This window comes from Ponticoccus litoralis, from assembly GCF_039769985.1.
GTDB classification, from domain to species: Bacteria; Pseudomonadota; Alphaproteobacteria; order Rhodobacterales; family Rhodobacteraceae; genus Ponticoccus; species Ponticoccus litoralis.
This window is the reverse complement of the sequence record NZ_JBDNCH010000002.1, coordinates 3295833-3317288: the sequence shown is the minus strand read 5'-3', so window position 1 is coordinate 3317288 and position 21456 is coordinate 3295833. Positions and strand designations below refer to the sequence as shown.

21 protein-coding genes and 5 pseudogenes are annotated in these 21456 nt (G+C 67.9%); 21 read left to right on the top strand and 5 right to left on the bottom strand.

Annotated elements, in window-relative coordinates:
• Positions 1-71 precede the first annotated feature (71 nt).
• The 3 genes and pseudogenes from ABFB10_RS17505 (at position 72) to ABFB10_RS17495 (ending at position 2150) form a co-directional block, all read left to right on the top strand.
• Positions 72-1204: pseudogene (locus tag ABFB10_RS17505) on the top strand (bifunctional 2-C-methyl-D-erythritol 4-phosphate cytidylyltransferase/2-C-methyl-D-erythritol 2,4-cyclodiphosphate synthase).
• Positions 1201-1683 carry a phosphatidylglycerophosphatase A family protein gene (locus ABFB10_RS17500; RefSeq protein WP_347167477.1) on the top strand — a complete coding sequence of 161 codons (483 nt, stop codon included), beginning with the start codon at positions 1201-1203 and terminating at the stop codon, positions 1681-1683. Before ABFB10_RS17505 ends, ABFB10_RS17500 begins: the two are co-directional and overlap by 4 nt.
• Entirely contained in the window at positions 1680-2150 is a 471-nt protein-coding gene (locus tag ABFB10_RS17495; RefSeq protein ID WP_347167476.1) for a CinA family protein, read from the top strand. The genes ABFB10_RS17500 and ABFB10_RS17495 overlap by 4 nt, the downstream gene beginning before the upstream one ends.
• A 111-nt stretch (positions 2151-2261) precedes the next feature.
• Here the strand turns inward: ABFB10_RS17495 and ABFB10_RS17490 are convergent, their stop codons facing one another.
• Together ABFB10_RS17490 and ABFB10_RS17485 are read right to left on the bottom strand one after the other, a co-directional pair.
• Positions 2262-2633 carry a hypothetical protein gene (locus ABFB10_RS17490; RefSeq protein ID WP_347167475.1) on the bottom strand — a complete coding sequence of 124 codons (372 nt, stop codon included), beginning with the start codon at positions 2631-2633 and terminating at the stop codon, positions 2262-2264.
• A gap of 100 nt (positions 2634-2733) precedes the next feature.
• Positions 2734-3177: a type II toxin-antitoxin system RatA family toxin gene (locus tag ABFB10_RS17485; RefSeq protein WP_206565039.1), complete on the bottom strand. Its 444-nt coding sequence runs from the start codon at positions 3175-3177 to the stop codon at positions 2734-2736.
• Positions 3178-3247: 70 nt separating this feature from the next.
• Here ABFB10_RS17485 and hpt point away from each other — a divergent pair, with 70 nt between their 5' ends.
• The 5 genes and pseudogenes from hpt to ABFB10_RS17460 all read left to right on the top strand — a co-directional run.
• Entirely contained in the window at positions 3248-3787 is a 540-nt protein-coding gene (gene hpt / locus ABFB10_RS17480) for a hypoxanthine phosphoribosyltransferase (protein ID WP_347167474.1), read from the top strand.
• Positions 3788-3833: 46 nt separating this feature from the next.
• Positions 3834-4058 carry a hypothetical protein gene (locus ABFB10_RS17475; RefSeq protein ID WP_347167473.1) on the top strand — a complete coding sequence of 75 codons (225 nt, stop codon included), beginning with the start codon at positions 3834-3836 and terminating at the stop codon, positions 4056-4058.
• On the top strand, positions 4045-4245 hold the full coding sequence (locus ABFB10_RS17470; RefSeq protein ID WP_347167472.1) for a hypothetical protein: 201 nt from the start codon (positions 4045-4047) through the stop codon (positions 4243-4245). Before ABFB10_RS17475 ends, ABFB10_RS17470 begins: the two co-directional genes overlap by 14 nt.
• A gap of 407 nt (positions 4246-4652) precedes the next feature.
• Complete coding sequence (locus tag ABFB10_RS17465) at positions 4653-5105, top strand: c-type cytochrome (protein ID WP_347167471.1); 453 nt, start codon at positions 4653-4655, stop codon at positions 5103-5105.
• 19 nt (positions 5106-5124) lie between these two features.
• Positions 5125-5986, top strand: a pseudogene (locus tag ABFB10_RS17460) (c-type cytochrome); the annotation flags it as partial.
• A gap of 187 nt (positions 5987-6173) precedes the next feature.
• Here ABFB10_RS17460 and lipA read toward each other — a convergent pair.
• Positions 6174-7125: pseudogene (gene lipA / locus ABFB10_RS17455) on the bottom strand (lipoyl synthase).
• A 308-nt stretch (positions 7126-7433) separates the two neighbouring features.
• Between lipA and ABFB10_RS17450 the strand changes: the two are divergent.
• The gene (locus ABFB10_RS17450; protein ID WP_347167470.1) at positions 7434-8924 is read left to right on the top strand and encodes a catalase; all 1491 of its coding nucleotides are present in this window, start codon (positions 7434-7436) and stop codon (positions 8922-8924) included.
• Between the two features lie 216 nt (positions 8925-9140).
• Here ABFB10_RS17450 and ABFB10_RS17445 read toward each other — a convergent pair whose 3' ends face one another.
• Complete coding sequence (locus ABFB10_RS17445; protein WP_347167469.1) at positions 9141-10250, bottom strand: DUF6456 domain-containing protein; 1110 nt, start codon at positions 10248-10250, stop codon at positions 9141-9143.
• A 236-nt stretch (positions 10251-10486) separates the two neighbouring features.
• On the opposite strand from ABFB10_RS17445, the gene ABFB10_RS17440 reads away from it, so the two are divergent.
• On the top strand, positions 10487-10771 hold the full coding sequence (locus ABFB10_RS17440) for a DUF6477 family protein (RefSeq protein ID WP_347167468.1): 285 nt from the start codon (positions 10487-10489) through the stop codon (positions 10769-10771).
• 84 nt (positions 10772-10855) lie between these two features.
• Here the strand turns inward: ABFB10_RS17440 and ABFB10_RS17435 are convergent, their stop codons facing one another.
• Positions 10856-12400 (bottom strand): trimethylamine methyltransferase family protein, encoded by a 1545-nt coding sequence (locus ABFB10_RS17435; RefSeq protein WP_347167467.1) that lies wholly within the window; start codon positions 12398-12400, stop codon positions 10856-10858.
• 189 nt (positions 12401-12589) lie between these two features.
• On the opposite strand from ABFB10_RS17435, the gene ABFB10_RS17430 reads away from it, so the two are divergent.
• The 11 genes and pseudogenes from ABFB10_RS17430 to ABFB10_RS17385 all read left to right on the top strand — a co-directional run bounded on the left by ABFB10_RS17430 (position 12590) and on the right by ABFB10_RS17385 (position 21050).
• The gene (locus ABFB10_RS17430; RefSeq protein WP_347167466.1) at positions 12590-13261 is read left to right on the top strand and encodes a DUF2270 domain-containing protein; all 672 of its coding nucleotides are present in this window, start codon (positions 12590-12592) and stop codon (positions 13259-13261) included.
• Positions 13262-13539: 278 nt separating this feature from the next.
• The gene (locus ABFB10_RS17425; RefSeq protein ID WP_347167465.1) at positions 13540-13803 is read left to right on the top strand and encodes a hypothetical protein; all 264 of its coding nucleotides are present in this window, start codon (positions 13540-13542) and stop codon (positions 13801-13803) included.
• A gap of 136 nt (positions 13804-13939) precedes the next feature.
• Complete coding sequence (gene guaA / locus ABFB10_RS17420) at positions 13940-15502, top strand: glutamine-hydrolyzing GMP synthase (protein WP_347167464.1); 1563 nt, start codon at positions 13940-13942, stop codon at positions 15500-15502.
• A pseudogene (locus ABFB10_RS24250) lies at positions 15493-15804 on the top strand (ElyC/SanA/YdcF family protein); the annotation flags it as partial. The gene guaA and the pseudogene ABFB10_RS24250, both read left to right, overlap by 10 nt.
• A 70-nt stretch (positions 15805-15874) precedes the next feature.
• The gene (locus ABFB10_RS24245; RefSeq protein WP_430523029.1) at positions 15875-16132 is read left to right on the top strand and encodes a YdcF family protein; all 258 of its coding nucleotides are present in this window, start codon (positions 15875-15877) and stop codon (positions 16130-16132) included.
• A gap of 5 nt (positions 16133-16137) precedes the next feature.
• Entirely contained in the window at positions 16138-16449 is a 312-nt protein-coding gene (locus ABFB10_RS17410) for a putative quinol monooxygenase (protein ID WP_347167462.1), read from the top strand.
• A 72-nt stretch (positions 16450-16521) separates the two neighbouring features.
• Complete coding sequence (bmt, locus tag ABFB10_RS17405; protein ID WP_347167461.1) at positions 16522-17538, top strand: betaine--homocysteine S-methyltransferase; 1017 nt, start codon at positions 16522-16524, stop codon at positions 17536-17538.
• Between the two features lie 46 nt (positions 17539-17584).
• Positions 17585-17815 carry an N-(5'-phosphoribosyl)anthranilate isomerase gene (locus tag ABFB10_RS17400; RefSeq protein ID WP_347167460.1) on the top strand — a complete coding sequence of 77 codons (231 nt, stop codon included), beginning with the start codon at positions 17585-17587 and terminating at the stop codon, positions 17813-17815.
• Positions 17816-18226: 411 nt separating this feature from the next.
• Positions 18227-19446 (top strand): annotated as a pseudogene (locus ABFB10_RS17395) (NAD-dependent epimerase/dehydratase family protein).
• Positions 19443-20237 carry a glycosyltransferase gene (locus ABFB10_RS17390; protein WP_347167459.1) on the top strand — a complete coding sequence of 265 codons (795 nt, stop codon included), beginning with the start codon at positions 19443-19445 and terminating at the stop codon, positions 20235-20237. The pseudogene ABFB10_RS17395 and the gene ABFB10_RS17390 overlap by 4 nt, the downstream one beginning before the upstream one ends.
• Before the next feature lie 156 nt (positions 20238-20393).
• A complete protein-coding gene (locus ABFB10_RS17385; RefSeq protein ID WP_347168052.1) occupies positions 20394-21050 on the top strand; it encodes an NAD-dependent epimerase/dehydratase family protein in 657 nt (218 codons plus the stop codon).
• The last annotated feature ends 406 nt before the right edge of the window (positions 21051-21456 follow it).

The window sequence follows — 21456 nt, the reverse complement described above, 5'->3', positions numbered from 1 at the left end:
CATGCGCGCAGGGCGTTTGCAACGCCGGCCTGCCGCTCTTAGAAGGGCGAAAGCGAAAGGATATCAGAATGATGCGTTGCGCAGTCCTGATTGTCGCCGCCGGACGCGGCACCCGCGCGGGGGGCGAGCTGCCCAAACAGTGGCAAGACCTTGCCGGAAAGCCCGTCGCCCGCTGGACGCTGGAACGCTTCGCCGGACTGGGGCCGACCGTCATGGTCATCCACCGCGACGACCGCGCCCGGGCCGAGGCCGCCTGCGCCGGGCTGCCCGTGACGCTGGTCGAGGGCGGTGCCGAGCGCGCGGATTCGGTGCGCGCCGGGCTAGAGGCCCTCTTGGCCGATGCCCCCGACGCGGTGCTTATCCAGGACGTGGCGCGCCCCTGCACCCCCCGCATACCATCGCCCGCGTGCGCGCCGCGCTGGAAACCGCCGCCGGGGCTGCGCCCGCCCTGCCGGTCTCCGACGCGCTCTGGACCGGCGCCGGGGAGCGGGTCACCGGCACGCAGGACCGCAGCGGCCTGTACCGGGCGCAGACGCCGCAGGGCTTCCACTTTCCCGACATTCTTGCCGCGCACCGCGCCCATCCGGGCGGCGCCGCCGACGATGTCGAGGTGGCCCGTGCCGCCGGTCTGGACGTCACCATCGTTCCGGGCGATGAAGCCAACCTGAAGATCACCCTGCCCGAGGATTTCGCCCGGGCAGCGCGCCTGCTGAAGGAAGACACCATGGATATCCGCGTCGGGAACGGCTTTGACGTACATGCTTTTGAAGAGGGCGACCACGTCATCCTCTGCGGTGTGCGCGTCCCGCATGACCGCAAGCTCAAGGGCCATTCCGATGCCGATGTCGGGATGCATGCGGTGACCGACGCGCTGTACGGCGCCATGGCCGAGGGTGACATCGGCCAGCACTTCCCGCCCTCCGATCCGCAGTGGAAAGGCGCGGCCAGCGAGATATTCCTGACCCATGCCGCCGAAATGGCGCGGCAGAAGGGGTTCGGGATATCCAACGTGGACATTACCCTGATTTGCGAGCGGCCCAAGGTCGGCCCCCATGCCGCCGCCATGCGGGCAAGGATGGCGCGCCTGCTGGGCCTTGACGAGGACCGGGTGTCGGTGAAGGCCACCACCTCGGAACGGCTGGGCTTCACGGGCCGCGAAGAAGGCATCGCGGCGCTTGCCACCGCGACGCTGGTGAAGCCATGAGGTGGATCGCATCGGTCGGTGGCGTCGGCTATCTTACGCCCGCGCCGGGCACATGGGGATCGCTTGCGGCGCTGCCGCTGGCCTATGGCATCCTGCTGCTGGGCGGCTTCTGGCTGTTGCTGGTCGCCACCGTCGCGGCCCTTGCGCTGGGGTGGTACGCCACCGCAGAGGTCACGCGGGACGGCGAGCATGACCCGTCGTGGGTGGTGGTGGACGAGCTTGTCGGCCAGTGGATCGCGCTGTTCCCGGTGGGCTACGGCGCGGGCATGATGGGTGTCGAGTTTTGGCGGCTCTGGCCCGGCTGGGTCGCGGGCTTCGTGCTGTTCCGCCTTTTCGACATCTGGAAGCCCTGGCTGGTGGGCCGCATGGACGCGCGCGGCGACGCGGGTGGGGTGATGCTGGACGATGTCGTCGCGGGCATCATGGCGGCAGTGGTCTCGATCCTGCTGGCAGGTCTCGCGCACGGGGTGCTGATGTGAGCCCCCTCGCCCGGCAGATCGTGGAACAGGCCTGCGCGCGGGGTGTCACCGTCACCTGCGCCGAAAGCTGCACCGGCGGCCAGGTGGCCGCCGCGATCACCGATGTGGCCGGGTCCTCCGCCGTCTTCGCCTACGGCTTCGTCACCTATTCCAACGGCGCCAAGGTCGACCTTCTGGGCGTCCACCCCGAAACGCTGGAGGCGCATGGCGCCGTCTCGGAAGAGGTCGTGCGCGAGATGGCGCAGGGCGCGCGGGTCCGGGCGGGCGCGGATATCGCCGTGGCGATCAGCGGCATCGCCGGACCCGGCGGGTCCGAGTTCAAGCCCGAGGGCCGTGTCTGCTATGGCCTTGCCACCGCAACGGGGGTCACGGCCCAGACCATCGACCACGGCGCCCTGGGCCGCGCCGAGGTGCGCCTTGCCGCCCGCGATCACGCGCTGTCGCTGATCCTTGGCGCATTGGGCTAAGGACGCGCGACGGCCCCACCTGCCCAGCGATGGCAGGCCGTGCCAAGACAGGCCACGGACAGAAAGCACCCGACCCAGGTCCGACGATCCGCCCGCAAGGGGACCGGGCCGTTACGCCGTGATCAGCAGCTTGCCGATCTCGCCCCCCGCCATGGCCCCGGCGGCATCCCGGTAGCCCTGCCCCGCCGCGCAGGCGATATCCTCTGGCGCCACCGGGTCGCCCCTTCCGTTCACCGCCGCCGCGAAGGCCCTGACCGTTTGCGCGCTGGCCGCAGTCGGCGTCACCGCCGGGGCCGGGTTGGCCCCCGTTGCCTGCGTCACCTGCCCCGTGGCAACAGGCAGACCGGCGCCGTTGGGCGCGGCAGAAGAGGCACCGGCCTCTTTCCTTGCCTGTCCCGGAGGCGTCCCATCCGCCGACGCGCCGGGGTGCTGGACCTGCTGCGCGGCGGGCGCATAGGCGGCTGCCGTGAAGATGGACGTCATGAATTGGTCCCTCCCTTGCGAATGGTGGGACTCTGGTCGCGAAATCGGGCGAAACCTTGGCAGGTCGCCGCCGATCCTACCCTGTGGTTAACGCGGCGCTTCAGCCGTAGAGTTCAGCCGCCCGCCGTTCGAAGGCCCGCACGATGCGCTGCATCGCCTCGTAGAAGAACATCCCCGCCGCGCTTTGCAACAGCCTGTTCTTGAACTCGAAATCCACGAAGAACGCGACCTCGCAGCCGCCGTCGACATCCTTGAAGGCCCAGTTCGACTTCATGTGCCTGAACGGCCCGTCCAGGTATTCGGTGTCGATCTTCATCGCCTCGGGCCACAGCACCACCCGCGAGCCGAAGGTCTCGCGGAACACCTTGAACGAGATCACGAGGTCCGCCAGCATCTCCGTGTGGTCGCCCTTGTCCTCTGTTCTGCGGATGCGCGCGGCGGCGGTCCAGGGCAGGAACTTCGGATAACTCGCCACATCCGCCACCAGATCGTACATCTGCTGGGCCGTGTAGGGCAGCGTCTTGGTCTCGGAATGTGTCGGCATGTCGCTCTTTTTGGTGGGGCACAATGGGCGCTGATGTCGTATAGGGGGCGCGAATATTCAAGGGGATACCATGACAGAGCGACCTTATGTCGTCGACGAGATGATCTCGGCCAAATCCATCGCCGCCCGCATCGAAGCGCTGGCGCGCGAGATCGACGCGGCCTTTGCCGATACCGAAAAGCTGGTTGTGGTGGGGCTGCTGCGCGGCTCTTTCGTGTTCATCGCCGACCTCGTGCGAGAGCTGCGCCTGCCGGTCGAGGTCGATTTCCTCGAGGCCTCCTCCTACGGCGATGCGATGGAATCGAGCCGCGAGGTGCGCATCCTCAAGGACCTGCGCTCTGGCGTCGAGGGCCGCGACGTGCTGGTGGTCGAGGACATCGTCGACACCGGCCACACGCTGCACCACGTCACCGGCCTGCTGCGGTCGCGCGGCCCGGCCCGGTTGAAAAGCATCGCGCTGCTCGACAAGCCCACGCGCCGCGAGGTCGATTTCCGCTCGGACTGGCTGGGCTTCGAGATCCCCGACGAGTTTGTCGTGGGCTACGGCATCGACTTCGCCCAACGCAACCGGAACCTGCCCTACATCGGAAAGGTCCGCTTCACGGACTAGGCGGCACGGGGGCGCAGCCTGCCGAAAGGACGGCAGGAGGATCTCCATGGACGTGACATGGCGCTACGGCTGCCCCGGGGCCAACACCGCGCTGCTTGTAAGCGCAGCGGCGCAGACCGAGGGCCAGCGCAGCCTGTCGGAAAGCCCGGACAGGCCGGGCGCGCAGATCATCCGCATCGGCGGCGACGTTGCGGTCGCCGCCACGCTTTTGGCGCGGGTGCCCGGGGGCGGGATGGCGCGGCGCCGGGGGCCGGGGGGTGACGCCCTCTGACTTCCGCGCCGTCGCGCAGGTCCGGCGGGACGAGGCCTGGCATCTGGTGATGGCCACTGGCCCGTGCCACGCCGACGGGCTGGCAGGGGTGGCCGTGGGCCGCGACGCCTGCGACATGGCCTTCATCGACCGCCAGGCGCCGTCAGAGCTGGCGGAGCAGGCGGTCACGATCCGGCGGATCGGCTGACGGCGGCGCCAAGGGCCTTGCCCGGCGACGCTCCCTCTATGCGCGGACGCGGCGAAGGCCCTTGGCCTCACGCACGCGGACCGCGCGGGCGAAAGGGCCTTGGCACGCGGCGCACCGCAGGCCATGCGCGCGACGAAGGCCCTTCGCCTCCGGGCACACCGCTAGCTTCGCCCCTCAATGCCGCCCCCTGCCAGCAGGTACAGCCAAGGCACCTGTTTGCACGGTTTTTGCATCGTCTGACGCCATCGCTGCCGAAAGCATCGGCGCGGCGCTCGCATCCGGTCAATTCAACGTGATTCAGACGGGTTTTCAGCGCCTTGCCGCCTGCGTCGGGCTGTCGCACTATAGGATTGTCACAGTCACCATGCACAGTATGCTGGCACCATTGCACTTTAGGGAGTCACCCAATGACAAAGCTTTTTGCAGTCGCGGCAGCCACCGCCCTCATGATCACCCCCGCCTTTGCCCGGGAAATCCCGCAGGCCGTGAAGGCCCGTCAGGGCCAGTTCAACATCCTCGCCCTGAACCTCGGCGTGCTCGGCGGCATGGCCCGCGGCACCGTCGATTTCGACCAGGAGGCCGCGCAGGCCGCCGCCGATTCCCTCGTGGCGGTGAGCATGGTCAGCCAGCACGCCATGTGGCCCGAAGGCACTTCGGTCGACGACCTCGATGCCACCCGCGCCAAGGCCGAGATCTGGTCCGACATGGATGACTTCGGCTCGAAATGGGCCGCCCCGGGTGAGGCCGCGACCGCCATGCAGGCCGCCATCGGCGAGGGTCAGGCCGCCATCGGCCCGAACATGGGCCCGCTCGGCAATGCCTGCAAGGCCTGCCACGACACCTACCGCACGCCCGAGTAATCCGGGATGAAGAAGCTCCTTGGCTTCCTGGTCCCGTACCGCGATTGTCGCGGCCGGGGCCGGCTGGTTCCTGACCGGACCCTCGCAGGTCGATGCCTCGGCCTACGAGGGCCTCACCGGCGATGCCGACCGGGGTGAGACCGTCTTCACCGCCGCCGGCTGCGCCTCCTGCCACCACGCGCCCGACGCCGAGGGCGAGGCCAAGCTGGTGCTGGTCGGCGGGCAGCCCTTCGCCTCGGACTTCGGCACCTTCTACGCGCCCAACATCACCCCCGACGCGCAGGCCGGGATCGGCGACTGGTCCCTGACCGACCTCGCCAACGCGCTGACACAGGGCGTCTCGCCGCAGGGGCAGCATTACTACCCCGCCTTCCCCTACACCGCCTATGCCGGGATGGAGCCGCAGGACGTCGCGGACCTCTGGGCCTACATGCAGACCCTGCCCAGCGATGGCACCGCGTCGCAGGCCCATGACGTGGGCTTTCCCTTCAACATCCGGCGTTCGCTCGGCGGCTGGAAGCTGCTGTTCTTCCGCGAGAGCTACGTGATGGACGTGGACCCCGACCTGGAACGCGACTCGCTATCTTGTCGAGGCGCTGGCCCATTGCGCCGAATGCCACACGCCGCGCAACGCCCTGGGCGGGCTGGACCGGGGCCGCTGGATGGGTGGCGCGCCGAACCCCTCGGGCGAGGGCAGCATCCCGCCGCTGACCCCCGACAAGCTGTCGTGGTCGGCAGAGGACGTGGCCTATTACCTCGAAACCGGCTTCACGCCGGAGTTCGACGCGGTCGGCGGTCACATGGCCGAGGTGGTCGAGAACTTCTCGCAGCTGACGGCAGAGGACCGCAAGGCCGTCGCCGCCTACGTCAAAGCCCTGCCGCCCCGGGCGAGTGACAAGAGCCCGCCCCGGCGGGACGACAAACAGAAACCGCCGCCGACCCGGGTCAGCGGCGGTTTTCTTTTCCGGGAAGCGCATGGCAGTCAGAACGGGGCTTCGGGCGCCGCGCCGGGCCAGCCGGATCAGCCGCCCCCGAAGCGTCCCGGAAAAGCCGGGCGGCCTGCTGCGGTCAGGCCTTGGCCAGCTTCGCCTCGCGCGCGTCCCGCAGCCGGGCGAAATCGTCGCCCGCGTGGTAGCTCGACCGCGTCAGCGGCGTGGCAGAGACCATCAGGAAGCCCTTGCCATAGGCTGCCTTCTCATAAGCCGCGAACTCGTCGGGATGCACAAAGCGGTCCACCCTGTGGTGCTTGGGCGTCGGTTGCAGGTACTGGCCGATGGTCAGGAAATCCACGTCCGCCGCGCGCATGTCGTCCATGACCTGCCGCACCGACTGCGCGTCCTCGCCGAGGCCGACCATAATGCCCGACTTGGTGAAGATATGCGGATCCAGTTCCTTCACCCGCTGCAACAGGCGCAGCGAATGGAAATACCGCGCCCCGGGCCGCACCTCGGGGTACAGCCCCGGCACGGTCTCGAGGTTGTGGTTGAAGACATCCGGCTTGGCGGCCACCACGATCTCCAGCGCCTCCGGCCCGCATTTCAGGAAGTCGGGCGTCAGGATCTCGATGGTCGTGCCCGGCGCGCGATGCCGCACGGCGCGGATGGTCTGGGCGAAATGCTCCGCCCCGCCGTCCTCCAGGTCGTCGCGGTCGACGCTCGTGATCACGACATGGTTCAGCCCCAGCTTCTGCACCGCATCGGCCACCCGCCCCGGCTCGAAGACATCCAGCGTATCGGGCCGCCCGGTGGCGACATTGCAGAAGGTGCAGCCGCGCGTACAGATCTCGCCCATGATCATCATGGTCGCGTGGCCCTCGGCTCCAGCATTCGCCGACATTGGGGCAGCCCGCCTCCTGGCAGACGGTCACCAGGTTGTTGTCCTGCATGATCCGCCGCGTCTCGGCATAGCCCTTGCCGCCGGGCGCCTTCACCCGGATCCAGTCCGGCTTCTTCGGCTGGGCATTGTCCTTGCGGTGGGCCTTCTCGGGGTGGCGTTCCTCGGGGATCTTGAGATCGCGCATGGGATGGCGGCCTTTCTCGGGCTCCGGTCTTTGTGTCTAGGTAACCCCCCGCCCGCGAAAAAGCCAGTGCCCCGGATGACGCAGCGCCATGCATGCCGCGCAAACCCCGCAAAAGCCGCGCCCCCCGCTTCTTTGGTCCCCAAATACCTTGGGGGGGCGAGCGCAGCGAGCGGGGGCAAAGCCCCCACCCGGTCGCCTGCCGACAGGCGGGCGAGGCAAAGGATTTCCCTATCGCTCCGACAGGTTCTTTCAATGGAACCTATCGATTCACCCCCGCATTTTCCCGGCAGCACAAAGGAGCATCCCCCATGTCGAAACGGCAGACGACAAGCGCCGGCGCGCCGGTCCCCACCAACGAGACGTCGAAGACCGCGGGCGCCCGCGGCCCGGTGCTGCTGGAAGACTACCAGCTCATCGAGAAACTCGCCCATCAGAACCGCGAGCGCATCCCAGAGCGCGCGGTCCACGCCAAGGGCTGGGGCCTTCAGGGCACCTTCACCGTCACCCATGACATCACGAAATACACCCGCGCGAAGCTCTTCAGCGAGATCGGCAAGCAGACCGAGGTGCTGTCGCGCTGGTCCACCGTGGCGGGGGAACAGGGCGCGGCGGATGCCGAACGCGACGTGCGCGGCTTCAGCCTGAAATTCTACACCGAAGAAGGCAACTGGGACATGGTGGGCAACAACACCCCCATCTTCTTCGTCCGCGACGCCTACAAGTTCCCCGACTTCATCCGCACGCAGAAACGCCACCCCCAGACCAACCTGCGCTCGCCCGAGGCGATGTTCGACTTCTGGGCGGGCCAGCCGGAATCGGTGCATCAGGTGACGATCCTGATGTCCGACCGGGGCATTCCGAAGAACCCAGCGCATATGCACGGCTATGGCTCGCACACGTTCAGCATGTGGAACGAGGCCGGAGAGCGGCACTGGGTGAAGTTCCACTTCCGCTGCCAGCAGCCCATCGAGAACCACACCAACGAGGAGGCCAAAAAGTTGATCGGCGAGACCCGGGAGAGCTTTCAGGAGGACCTCTGGACCATGATCTCCGAAGGCAGGTTCCCGAAGTGGACGCTCTTCATTCAGGTCATGAAGGAAGGCGAGGAAGACAGGTTTCCCTTCAACCCCTTCGACCTGACGAAGGTCTGGCCGCATGCCGACTACCCGCTGATCGAGGTCGGCGAGCTGGAGATGCACACCCTGCCCGAGAACTACTTCCAGATGGTCGAGAACGCCGCCTATTCGCCGTCGAACGTGGTGCCGGGGATCGGCTTCAGCCCCGACAAGATGCTTCAGGCGCGGATCTTCTCCTACGCCGATGCGCACCGCTACCGCCTTGGCACGCATTACGAGGCGCTGCCCGCCAACGCCCCCAAGGCCCCGGTCGCGCATTACCACAAGGACGGCGCGATGCGCTTTTTCCGGAACGACACCGGCAACCCGGATGCCTATTACGAGCCCAACCAGTACGAGGACGCGCCGCGCGCCGACCCCTCGGTGCAGGAGCCGCCGCTGAAGATCGACGCAGAGGCCTATCGCTATCCGCAAGAGGTCACGGAGGACGATTTCGTCCAGCCCCGCGCGCTGTATCTGGAGGTTCTGGACGACGACGCGCGCAAGCGCCTGCACCAGAACATGGCCGGCGCCATGGGTCCCTGCTCGGACGCGGTCAAGGAACGCTGGTACGCGGTGCTGGAGCGCGTGCATCCGGACTACGCCAGGGGTGTCCGGGAAGCCGCCGAAAGCGCGCCCGCCCTGCCGGTGACACCGGACACGCCCGCCAAGGCGGCGGAGTGAGCGCTTCACTCTGATGACGTGATCGCGCCGTTCTGATGAGGTGACGCCACCGCACCGAAGACTGACCACCCTCGCAGGCAACTGCGGGGGCGTTTTCCTTCGGACCTCCGGTGTCAGTCGGAATGCGCCGGGCTGCCGCGCTCGGCCTTTGGCCTGCGTCCGCGCGCCAACGCTGCAAGGCTACAAAGCGCGGTCCGCTCTGGGACAACCCAATCCTCAGCCGAGGAAATCTCCGCCCTGCCGGGACATCGCGTCGTAATGCCGCCGCAGCCGTTGCAGCGCGATCCGCAGCACCACCTTGCCCGAACGCGCCGACCAGCCCAGCCGCTTTTCGGTGGTTTCCAGCCCTTCGAGGTAGCAGCAGCAGCGCAGCGCCACGTCCCCCAAACCCGGCCCCAGATCGCGCAGCGCGGCGCGCAGACGCGCCTGCGCCGGATTGGCCTCCGCGCCCTCGGCGATCTCGACCGGGGCCTCCTGCACGTAGCGGTCCCAGCTTTGCACGCTGCGCGGCCCCAGCTGCGCCAGCTCGTAATCCTCGCGCAGGCGCTCGCCCGCGGCGATCAGCGGCTCTGTCAGGAACGGCATGCCCTCCTTGTCGCGCCGCCGCCCCAGCGCCGTCAGTGGGCTTTCGGCCAGCACGTAGCGGCTCTTGCGGGCGCGCGGATCGCGCTCGACCGCGTCCAGCCCGGCCTCGGCGGCGCGACCGGTCTCGAACCCGGCCTGCGCCTCGGCGAAACCCCGGACCTTGTTTTCCTGCTCCGCCACCAGGCGGTTCAGCGCCGCCCGCCCTGACGCCGTCACCCGGTAGCGCGAGATCCGCGCCGGCTGATCGCAGGCGATCCAGCCCTTCAGCGCCATGGCCTCGGCCACGGCCACATCGACCACCCCGGTCCGGGCGCTGCCGCCGTCGCCGGTGTCGCGCACCACCACGGCCTTGTCCATCTCGGCGGCGACGGCCAGCACCGCCCCGCTTTCACACAGGCGCCTGAGGATCTGCCGCGCCTCGCGCGCCAGTGTCAGTGCGTCCGGCGGTGCCGGGTGTTGATTGGCAGCATTCATCGGATCCCTGTCCTTTCTGGTCATTCGATCCATGGCCGACGCCCGCGCCACGCCGAGGCTGCTGAGCGCCGCGTCTATCAGGGGATCGTCGCGCCGCGTCTCGATCCTGCGCACCTGCCGCAGCACGGTCGAGGCATGGCACCCCGCCTGCCGCGCCAGCGCCCGGATCGATTGCCCCTGCTCGGTATGAGCAAGGTAGACGCGCGCCGCATCGGGAACCCATTCCGGCAAGCGGTTCCATGGCGGCTTCACACCTGTGTCCATCATGACGTCCCTCCGTCCCGGAAGTTTTCCACAGCTTTATCCACAAGCCGCGGGACGCAACCTTCGCGTGTGCCAGTTACCTATTCGTTAACAAAGACCCCTTAAAACGCGTCATTGTTGACGAAACCTAAGAAAGAATAACGATTCCTGAATCGCTCGCGCGCGGTGTCGGCGCCTGCGCAACACCCGCTTCGGATGTGCCTAAGCTTGACCCATCCGCCTAACGAGAGGGTTCCCCCATGAAGGATGTTCTGGGACTGTTGACCGAAATGCGCCGCCCGCGACTGTTGATCCGCGCCGCCCGCATCGGGGCCGAGGACTACCGGCGCACCCCGCAGCTGCACCGCCTGCTCGGGCAGGGATCCCTGCCCCGCCCCGGTGCCGCGCTGATGAAGCTGATCGAGATCGAGGCCCTGCTCGACGACTGCCGCCGGGGCGATGATGCCGCCTATTCGGTCAGCCGCCATGTCGAGGTTCTGACCGCCATGATGGGCGAGGCCCGCATCCTGAGCGACGCTGGCTGAGCGCCGGACAGCCAGATACCGCGCCGGACGGCCGTCCAAACCCGCGCGGGTCGTCGGCCCGGGACGAATGCCCCGGGCGAGGGGTCAGGCGAAGGCGTCCGGAAGCTCTTCCTTGCGCTTCGCCACATAGGCCTGAAGCGCCTCTGCGGTGGCCGGGTCCATGGCCGGCTGCTGGTAGCTGTCCAGAAGCTTCGCGACCCGCGCCTGCGCCAGCACGACGGTATCGCGGCCACCGTCTTCCGCCCATGTCTCGAAGGGCTTGTAGTCCAGCAGGTCCGAGCGCCAGAAGGCCGTCTTGAAATTGGCCTGCGTATGCGCGCAGCCAAGGTAGTGGCCGCCCGGACCGACCTCGCGGATCGCGTCCATCGCCAGCGTGTCGGCGTCGACGCGCACACCCTCGGCCATCTTGTGCAGCGCGCCAAGCTGGTCGGCGTCCATCACAAACTTCTCGAAAGAAGCCACAAGGCCCCCTTCCAGCCAGCCGCAGGCGTGCAGCATGAAGTTGACGCCCGACAGAAGGCCCATGTTCAGCGAATTCGCAGTCTCGTAGGCGGCCTGCGCGTCCGGCAGCTTCGATCCGCAGAACGATCCCGCCGAGCGGAAGGGCAGCCCCAGTCGCCGCGCCAGTTGCCCGGCGCCATAGGTGATCTGGCTGGCCTCGGGGGTGCCGAAAGTGGGCGCGCCCGAGTTCATGTCGATCGAGGTCACGAAGGCGCCGAAGATCACCGGCGCGCCGGGCCGCACAAGCTGCGAATAGGCCACGCCCGCCAGCACCTCGGCCAGCACCTGCACCAGCGTCCCCGCCACCGAGACCGGCGCCATGGCGCCGCCGACGATGAAGGGCGAGACGATGCAGGCCTGCATGTTCGCGGCATAGACTTCCAGCGCGCCCATCATCACGTCGTCGAAGGTCAGCGGCGAGTTGATGTTGATGAGCGAGGTCATCACCGTGTTGTCGCGCACGAAGTCCTGCCCGAACAGCACCCCGCACATGTCGACGCTGTCCTGCGCCCGGCTGGGTTCGGTGACCGAGCCCATGAAGGGCTTGTCCGACAGGGTCATATGGGCGTGCAGCATGTCGAGGTGGCGCTTGGACACCGGGATGTCGGTGGGTTCGCAGACCGTGCCGCCGGAATGGTGCAGCCACTTGGACATCTGCCCCAGCTTCACGAACTTGCGGAAATCCTCGATGGTGGCATAGCGCCGCCCGCCGTCGAGATCGCGCACGAAGGGCGGGCCGTAGACCGGTGCCAGAACCAGGTTGCGCCCGCCGATCTCGACGTTGCGCGCCGGGTTGCGGGCGTGCTGGGTGAAGGTCGCGGGGGCCGTGGCACAAAGCTGCCGCGCAAGACCGCGCGGGATGCGCACCCGCTCGCCCTCGACATCGGCGCCCGCGTCGCGCCACCGCTGCAGCGCGGCGGGATTGTTGACGAAATTGACGCCGATCTCCTGCAGGACCTGCTCGGCGTGATCCTCGATCAGCGCCAGCGCCTCTTCGTCCAGCAGCTCGAAGTTGGCGATATTGCGCTCGATGTAGCGCGCGGTCTCGATCGCGGTCGAGGTTCGCTCGGCCCGGCGCGCGGCACCGCCGCCGCCCCTGCCCCGTCTGCGCACTGCTGCTTCTGCCATGGCCCCTCGTCCTCGCTGAATCGTGGCGGAGGCGCCCAGTGGCGCCCCGCTGTCCGTTTCTAGCGCCTCTGCCCCGAAGCGCATCGACGAATTCCGGCAGGCGCGGGGCAAAAGCGACATCCCGGACGGCTGGCCCGACTTGGCAAGGGCCACGGCGGGCGGCTAGGCTGGCCACAGGGAGGACGGACCGTGGCCGAAGAGGAACGCGAACGGTTCACCACGGCGGAAATCGGCGCCGTGGCGCATCTGTACCGCGGCGAGGTTTATCGCAGCACGATCTGGCGCACGCGGCTGGACACCACGACCAACTGGTCTGTGGTCACGCTGGGCGTGGCGCTGTCGATCTCCTTTGCCTCGCCCGAGGCCTCGCCGCTGCCTCTGGTGCTGGTCGGCGTGCTGATCGTCTTCTTCCTGGTGCTCGAGGCCCGGCGCTACCGCTATTTCAACGTCTGGCGCGCGCGCTGCCGCTGGATGGAAACGCATTTCTACGCCCCCATGCTGCTGGAGGGCGACCTTCATCTCGAAGAGAACTGGCAGGAGGTGCTGGCGAAGGACTACCTGCGCCCCGAGTACCACGTCAGCTTCGCCTCGGCGATGGGGCGCCGCATCCGGCGCAACTACCTGTGGATCCTGCTGATCCAGACCGTGGCCTTTGCCGGCAAGGTCGCCGTCCACCCGACGCCGGTCGAGACCTGGGGGCAGGCGCTGGAGCGCTCCGCCGTCGGACCGCTGCCGGGCTGGGTGGTGATCGCCGTGGGCGGCCTCTACATCCTGTGGTGGTCGGGCATGGCCTACTGGAGCTGGCGCCGGGACAATGCCCGCGCCCGCCGCCGCGGCAATGGCGGATCAGGCATGGGCTAAGCGGCACAAAGCGGGCCAGACGGGCACGGCCCCGGCTCCGGCAACAGCACAGAAATCCATCCATGGATTTCCCGCATCCCGTCCACGGGATGCCCCCGCCATCAGCCACGCATCACACCCCGCAGCACAGGCGAACCCGTCATACCGCCTCGCACCCAAATCCATCCATGGATTTGTCGCATCCCGTCCACGGGATGCTCCGCCGCCTGCCGCACCCCGCAGAGGCCCCCGGAACTTGCGCCGCACCGGTGGTGTTTTGCCTGAAAGGAGACCGGATCATGACAGGCTTTTCTAAGACATCCGCCGGCAAATGGGCCCTCTACGCCGTGCTTGCCGCCGGGATCGCCGTGGCGCTGATCGGCTTTCTCGCCGGCGCTTTCCTTTTCGGCATCTCCATCGCCGCCTGCGTCCTGACCTGGATCCTCGGCGGGTGGTCCGTCAGTCGCCGCCAGCGCCAACAGGACCGTGCCCTCCGCCGCGCCGTCGCGGCGCAGCGCAGGGCCGGTGCGCTGGCGGACAGGGATGCGCCGCCCACTCGCTGACCGCCCGCGCCACCCCGGGCAACAGCCCACCCACCGGCGGCACACAGCCGCCGCCGTCACCTGTCGTCCCTGCCGTAGCGGCGGGCCTGCGCCGTCGCCTCTTGCGCAGTCCCGCCGCTGGGCCTATTCCGCCAGCATGACCCAGCATGACCGCCTTCTGATCATCGACTTCGGCTCTCAGGTAACGCAGCTGATTGCGCGCCGCCTGCGCGAGCTGAACGTCTACTGTGAAATCCACCCCTACCAGAACGTCACCGACGCCTTCCTCGCGGATTTCGCGCCCAAGGCCGTGATCTTCTCGGGCGGGCCCGACAGCGTCACCCGCGAGGGCAGTCCGCGCCCGCCACAGGCGGTCTACGACCTCGGCGTGCCGATCCTCGGGATCTGCTACGGCCAGCAGGTCATGATGCAGGACCTCGGCGGCCGCGTCGTCGCGGGCGAAGGCACCTCGGAGTTCGACCGCGCCTATGTCGTGCCCTCCGACGACCGGATCGAGCTGCTGACCGGCTGGTTCCTCGACGGCTCGGGCCGCGAGCAGGTCTGGATGAGCCACGGCGACCACGTCTCGGAGATCGCGCCGGGCTTCGCGGTCTACGGCACCTCGCCGGGCGCCCCCTTCGCCATCACCGCCGATCTCGACCGCCGCTTCTTTGCCGTGCAGTTCCACCCCGAGGTGCATCACACGCCCAATGGAGCGACGCTCTACGAGAACTTCGTGCGCATGGCGGGCTTCAAGGGCGACTGGACCATGGGCGCCTACCGCGAAGAGGCGGTGGCCAAGATCCGCGAACAGGTGGGCGACGCCAAGGTCATCTGCGCGCTCTCCGGCGGCGTCGATTCCTCGGTTGCGGCGGCGCTGCTGCACGAGGCGGTTGGCGACCAGCTGACCTGCGTCTTCGTCGACCACGGTCTCCTGCGCCTGAACGAGGCCGAGGAAGTCGTGGGCATGTTCCGCGACCACATGAACCTGCGTGTCATCCACGCGCAGGAGCAAGAGCTGTTCCTCGGCGAGCTCGACGGCGTCAGCGACCCCGAAACCAAGCGCAAGATCATCGGGCGGCTCTTCATCGACGTCTTCCAGAAATACGCCGACCAGATCGAGGGCGCGCAGTTCCTCGCGCAGGGGACGCTCTACCCGGACGTGATCGAGTCGGTCAGCTTCTCAGGCGGCCCCTCGGTGACGATCAAATCGCACCACAACGTCGGCGGCCTGCCGGAAAAGATGGGCCTCAAGCTGGTCGAGCCGCTGCGCGAGCTGTTCAAGGACGAGGTCCGCGCGCTGGGGCACGAGTTGGGTCTTCCGGCCAGCTTCATCTACCGCCACCCCTTCCCCGGGCCGGGTCTTGCGATCCGCTGCCCCGGCGAGATCACTCGCGAAAAGCTGGAGATCCTGCGCAAGGCCGATGCGGTCTATATCGACCAGATCCGCAAGCACGGGCTTTATGACGAGATCTGGCAGGCCTTCGTGGCCATCCTGCCCGTCCGCACCGTCGGCGTCATGGGCGACGGACGCACCTACGACTACGCCTGCGCCCTGCGCGCGGTGACCTCGGTCGACGGCATGACGGCGGATTTCTACCCCTTCAGCCACGACTTCCTTGGCGAGACCGCGACGCGGATCATCAACGAGGTCAAGGGCATCAACCGCGTCACCTACGACGTCACCTCGAAGCCCCCCGGCACCATCGAGTGGGAGTGATCCTGCTCCCGCTGCGCCTCTGCCTCGCCTATGTGCTGCTCTGTGCGGTGCTGGGCTTCGGATCGGCCTTCGTGGTGCCCTCCTGCGCCTCTGTCACCGGCGCGCGCGACGTGGCGCTGGTGCTGGGCGCCGGCATCCGCAAGGACGGCACCCTGTCGCCCGACAGCGCCACCCGCACCGAGGCGGGCGCCGAGCTTTACCGGCGCGGTCTTGTCTCGGCGGTCCACCTCAGCGGCGGCGGCGCCGTGGGCGGCACCACCATCGCCGAGACCATGGCCCGGCACGCCATGGACCACGGCGTGCCGGAAAGCGCGCTGTCCTCGGGAGGGCCGCTCTCAGTCCACGCTGCAGAACGCCCTCTTTTCCTTGCCCATGCTGCCCGAAGACGCCACCATCCGGGTCGTGACCGAACCCTATCACGCCCTGCGCGGGGCCGCGTCGTTTCTGGCGGCGGGCCGCCCCTCTCCGGTCTGCGCCGCGCCGCGCGGCGACACCGGCGCCCATGACTGGGCCCGCGACCGGCTTCGCGAGACCGCCGCCTGGGGCCTGAACATCCTGCGCGGCAGCGCCTACGGGATCTCCGCCCTGCTGGGACGGGCGGACACCCTGCCCGACTGGGTGCTGGAGTAGAGCCCGTGGCCGTGACCCTGACCGGATATCTGACCGTCCCGCTGGACCGGCTCGAAGAGGTCCGCGCCGCCCTGCCCGAACACATCGCCCTGACCCGCGCCGAACCCGGCTGCCTGTCCTTCGACGTGATGGAAAGCGTGTCGGACCCCGGGCGCTTCGCGGTGTCGGAACGCTTCCTTGGCCGCCCCGCGCTGCAGGCGCACCGGCTGCGCACCGAGGGCTCAGAGTGGGGCCGCCTGACGCAGGGCATGACCCGCGCCTACCAGATCGCGGAGGACGTGGACGGCGACGAAGACGGCAGGGATGACGCGAACTGACGCGCATTCAATTTGCACCGCCCCCACAGAACGGCTATCGCCTGCGCCATTGAGGGAAAGAGGGCCTATTTCATGACCGACGCACTGACCGACCTGCTTTCAACGCGCGACTGGCTGCTGGCCGACGGCGCCACCGGGACCAACCTCTTCAATATGGGCCTGTCCTCGGGGGACGCGCCCGAATTCTGGAACGAGCAGGAACCCGACAAGATCCGCGCGCTCTATCGCGGCGCGGTCGAGGCCGGGTCGGACATTTTCCTGACCAACTCCTTCGGCGCCAATGCCTCGCGGCTGAAACTGCATGATGCCGCCGATCGCGCCTACGACCTGTCGAAGCTGGCCGCCGAACTGGGCCGCGAGATCGCCGAGGCCGCTGGCCGCAAGGTGATCGTCGCGGGCTCCGTCGGCCCGACCGGGGAAATCATGGGCGCCGCCGGCACGCTGTCGCACGAAAGCGCCGTGGCGATGTTCGAAGAGACCGCAAGAGGCCTGATGGACGGCGGCGCCGATGTGCTCTGGGTCGAGACGATCTCGGCCCCCGAGGAATACCGCGCCGCCGCCGAGGCCTTTGCCAATGTGGGCGCGCCCCGGTGCGGCACCATGAGCTTCGACACCGCCGGGCGCACGATGATGGGCGTGACCTCGGCCGACATGGTCAGGATGGTCGAGGGGCTGGGCAATCCGCCCATCGCCTTCGGCGCCAACTGCGGCGTCGGCGCGTCGGACCTGTTGCGCACGGTGCTGGGCTTCGTCGCCCAGGGCACCGAACGCCCGGTGATCGCCAAGGGCAATGCGGGCATCCCCAAATACGTCGACGGCCACATCCATTACGACGGCACGCCGGAACTGATGGCCGATTACGCCTGCCTGGCACGAGACGCGGGCGCGCGGATCATCGGCGGCTGCTGCGGCACGATGCCGGTGCACCTCAAGGCCATGCGCGAGGCGCTGGAGACACGGCCCAAGGGACCGCGCCCGACGCTGGACCAGATCACCGAGGCGCTCGGCGGGTTTTCCTCGGACAGCGACGGCACCGGCGACGACGACGGCCCGCAGCGCGAACGCCGGGGCCGCCGCCGCAAAAGCTGAGAGCGGTGTTAGGGAAGGATTAACCAAGCCATGGCAAAGATCGGCCATGGCAGGTGTTCCCGATCATATCCGACCCGACGACTGGCTGCGCACGGTCTTCTCCGCCCGCGCGGTCTCGGAAGGCGGTGTGATCCGGCGCAAGACCCGGGATATCGAACGCATCGTCTACCGCGACCGCTTCCTGATGGAGCTGAACAGACGGGGGTTCCGCGCGGTGCAGAACGGCGGGCAGACGGTGATCTTCTGCAACGCAGAGCCCGTCCGCATCCTGCGCTGATCCAATTCCATCCATGGAATTGATGCATCCCGTCCACGGGATGCCCGGCCCCTGATCGAACCGGCACACCCGCCCCACGCCGCCAATTCCATCCATGGAATTGGCGCATCCCGTCCACGGGATGCCTGTCGCGGTGCGCCGATCCACATAACGCGGTCGTCGCCAGTCGCCTCTGCAAGCACCCTCATTCCATCCATGGAATGAGCCAATCCCGTCCACGGGATTTCCCCCACCCCCGTGAAATCGGGATCAACACATGTATCAATTTCAGATCAATAACGAAAAAGATGGCTGATTTCTGCCAATTTTCCCGAAACCCCTTGTATCAATCTTTGCAAAACCTTCATTTTACAGGGAACCCGAAAGCGCCTACCGCGCTTCCAGAGAAGACCATCAGGACAGGATACCCCCATGCGCATCGCGATCCTCGGCGGCGACGGCTTCGTCGGCTGGCCCACCGCCCTCCACCTCTCGAACGCCGGCCATGAGGTCCATATCCTCGACAACCTCTCGCGCCGCTGGATCGACACCGAACTCGGCGTACAGTCCCTGACGCCGATGGATCTCGATCCAGTGAACGCTGCCGCATCTGGAAACAGACCTCCGGCGAAACCATCCGCTTCCACCTGATCGACCTCGCCAAGGAATACGAGCGCCTCAAGGCCTGGCTCACCGAGCACGCCCCCGACGCGATCATCCACTTCGCCGAGCAGCGCGCCGCGCCCTACTCGATGAAGACCGACCGCCACAAGGTCTACACGGTGAACAACAACACCAGCGCCACGCACAACCTGCTGGCCGCCATGGTCGAGGCCGCCCCCGAGGCTCATCTGATCCACCTCGGCACCATGGGCGTCTACGGCTATTCCTCGGTCGGCGCGCCGATCCCCGAGGGCTACCTCGACGTTCAGATCGACACGCCCACCGGCCCGAAAGAGCAGCAGATCCTCTACCCGACGAAGCCCGGCTCGGTCTATCACATGACCAAGTCCCTCGATCAGATCCTCTTCCAGTTCTACGCCCAGAACGACGGGCTCCGGATCACCGACCTGCATCAGGGCATCGTCTGGGGCACCCACACCGACCAGACCCGTCGGCATGAGCAGCTGATCAACCGCTTCGACTACGACGGCGATTACGGCACCGTGCTGAACCGCTTCCTCATCCAGGCCGCCATCGGCTACCCGCTGACCGTGCACGGCACCGGCGGCCAGACCCGCGCCTTCATCCACATCCAGGATCCGGTGCGCTGCATCGAGCTGGCTCTGGGTGACGCGCCGCAGCAGGGCGACCGGGTGAAGATCTTCAACCAGATGACCGAAACCCACCGTGTCCGCGACCTTGCCGCGCTGGTGGCCGAGCTTGCCGGGGCAGAGGTCCGCAACCTGCCGAACCCCCGCAAGGAAGCGCCCGAGAACGACCTGATCGTGAACAACGACCAGTTCCTCGCACTGGGTCTGAACCCGACCACCCTCGCCGAAGGCCTGCTGTCGGAAGTCGTCGACGTGGCGAAGAAATACGCCCACCGCATCGACCGCTCGCGGGTGCCCGCCGTCTCGGCCTGGACCAAGGACATCGCCAAGACGGTCGAGCACGACCCCGAAGCCAAGGCCCTGCGCGCCGTCTCATGAGAAACGCCTATGTCACCCTTGTCACCAACGCGGACTTCGCGTTGGGGGCAAGGGCGCTGCTCCACGCGCTTGCCACCACCGGCACAACGGCGGATCGAGTCGTCTTGCATACAGGCGGTGTGCAGGACGCCGATCTCGCGCCCCTGCGCGCGCTTGGTGCACAGCTTGTATATGTCGATCCCCTGCCGGTCTCGGACGCCTTCGTCGCGGCCCATGCCAAGGACCAGATCCATGGCCGCAACCCCTTCACCAAGGGCGAGAAGCCAGCCTTCCACACGCCGCTCGACAACTTCTGCAAGCTGCGGCTCTGGCAGCTGCCCTATGACCGGGTGGTCTTCCTCGACGCCGACACGCTGGCGATCCGCAATATCGACCGGCTCTTCGACTACCCGGAATTCTGCGCCGCCCCCAACCTCTACGAGGGCCTCGGCGACTTCCATCGCCTGAATTCCGGCGTCTTCACAGCCCGCCCCTCGGCCCGGACCTTCGAGGCCATGCTGGCCCGCCTCGACGCCCCCGGCGCCTTCTGGAAACGAACCGATCAGACCTTCCTCGAAAGCTTCTTCCCCGACTGGCACGGCCTGCCGGTCAACTACAACATGCTGCAATATGTCTGGTTCAACCTGCCCGAGCTCTGGCACTGGCCCTCGGTCAAGGTCATCCATTACCAGTACGAAAAGCCCTGGCAGGAGCATGCCAAGCTGGACCGCCTGAGCCCCCTCGTCGACCTCTGGCGGGCCTATGCCGCCGGTCAGACGCCGGACCTCGCCAAACTGCAAGACCCGTCGTGACCGGCCTCATCGCCCTCACCGGCGCCACCGGCATCGCCGGAGAGGCCCTGACCCCGCTTGCCGACCTCACGCTGGGCCGTCGCCCCCTGCCCGGCAAGCCACACCGGCCCTTCGACCTGACCGGCTCCGCGCCGGACCTCGGGTGGCGTCGACACCCTGATCCACGCCGCCTTCTCGCACCTTCCGGGCAAGTACCGCGGCGGCGAGGGCGACGACCCCACGGGCTTTCTCACCGCCAACCGCGACGGCACCCAACGCCTCTTCGACGCCGCCGCACGGCAGGGCGTGAAACGCGTGATCTTCCTCTCCTCGCGGGCGGTATTCGACGGGTTGCCCCCCGGCACCGACCTGCCCGAAGACCGCGCACCGGATCCGCAAAGCCTCTACGGCCAGGCCAAGCTGGCGGCAGAGACCCACCTCGCGACGCTCCCGCTCACCGGCCTCAGCCTGCGCGCCACCGGCCTCTACGGCCCGGGCCGCGCGCACAAATGGCAAGACCTCTTCGCCGATTACCGCGCTGGCAAGACCATCGCGCCCCGCCGCGCCACAGAGGTCCACACCGCCGACCTCGCCCAGGCCGTCCGCCTGCTGCTGACCGAAACCACGCCCGGCCCGGTCCACCTGTCCGACATCCTGCTCGACCGCCACGACCTGCTCGCCGAGGTCCAGCGCCTCACCGCCTGCCCATACCCGCTTCCCGCAAAGGCCAGCACAGCGGTCAGCCAACTCCGCTGCGCCCGCCTCGCCAGCCTCGGCTGGACCCCCGGCGGCACGGCCCTCCTGCACCGGACCCTCGCGTCCCTCCTGCCCTGAGGCGCGCGCCCGGGCTTTGTCCCTGCGAGAATACTCAGGCCCGCCGCACGCCCGTCACAGCCGCTCCGCGCAGCCCGCAGCTTCTTCTTGGTCCAAATACCTAATCCGACCGCCGCCAAGGGGCGCCTTGCTGACCACCTTCAGAAACACCGCGCAACAGACCGGTTCCGCCGGGCCTCAAGCCCATGAAACCCGGCTGTGCCGCTCCGCCCGGCAATGGCCGGAAGCTGCCGCGCAACCATGGCAGTCCGACAGCTCCGGTCCCACAAACACCACAGCCCGTCCAACCGGTCGGCGCCTCCCCCGGCGCGGAAGCCCGGGCAAAGCCCCTCGACACATCCGTCGCAAGCCCCTCAGAGCGGCGGAATATCCCCGGCTTCGAAGACCTGCTGGAAACCCGCCTCCC